Genomic DNA, 1098 nt, shown 5'->3' on the forward strand with positions numbered 1-1098 from the left:
CATGTCGCTTGTAAACATCCCTTGGGGTTGAACAGACATTTAATTCGGCTCAACCGTACAATCACAGATTACGAAGCTTGCACAGCTTCATCATCATCCAAAGGAAGCTTAAAGCCTGATACCGATTCTCTTAGCTGGCTAGCAGTTTGAGCAAGGTGGCCAACGGATTCTGCCGTTGCACTCGTACCCGCTGTTGTTTGCGATGTAATCTCTTGGATTACATTCATCGTGTTTGATACATGGCCTGCAGACATCGACTGTTGTCGCGATGCATTGGAGATGTTTTGAATCAAGTCAGCTAGGTTCATCGATACGCTCTCGATCTCTTCTAGCGCAACACCCGCGTCTTGAGCCAAGCGAGCCCCACGTACTACTTCGGCAGTTGTTTGTTCCATTGAGATAACTGCTTCGTTCGTATCCGTTTGGGTTGTTTTAACAAGTGCCTCAATCTGTTTCGTCGCTGCCGATGAACGTTCTGCTAGGCGCTGAACCTCGTCCGCAACAACCGCGAAGCCTCGACCTGCGTCACCCGCCATCGATGCCTGAATTGCGGCGTTCAAAGAAAGAATGTTTGTTTGGTCGGCAATGTCGTTGATCAAGGATACGATATCGCCGATTTCTTGCGAAGATTCACCCAGTCGTTTGATACGCTTAGATGTTTCTTGTATCTGCTCACGAATTGTATCCATACCGTTAATGGTATTGTTTACAACGTCAGAGCCTTTTTTCGCGATCGTTACAGATCGCTCCGCAACCGCGGCTGATTCTGCTGCATTTGAAGATACCTGATCAATCGACACAGCCATCTCATTGATCGCCGCAGACGCACCAGCAATTTCTTGTGCTTGGTTTTCTGAAGAGTCGGCCAACTTCATAGTCGCACCCTGCGTTTCACTCGCAGAAGAGGCAACCTGTACAGCCGTATCTCGAATTGCTTTTACCAGACCACGCATCTGATCGATCGCGAAGTTAATGGAGTCGGCTATCGCGCCGGTGAAATCTTCCGTTACTGTCGCTTCAGTTGTGAGGTCACCATCTGCCAGATCAGCTAGTTCGTCTAGTAAACGCAAAATTGCGTTTTGATTTTGCTCATTTTGC

At 48.2% G+C, this 1098-nt stretch carries 1 protein-coding gene; it reads right to left on the reverse strand.

Annotation, left to right across the window (positions count from 1 at the left end):
- Positions 1-68: 68 nt before the first annotated feature.
- Positions 69-1098: methyl-accepting chemotaxis protein (locus A3762_RS17995; protein ID WP_197469368.1), on the reverse strand; the 1030-nt coding region annotated here is incomplete at its 5' end.

Source organism: Oleiphilus sp. HI0125 (assembly GCF_001635355.1).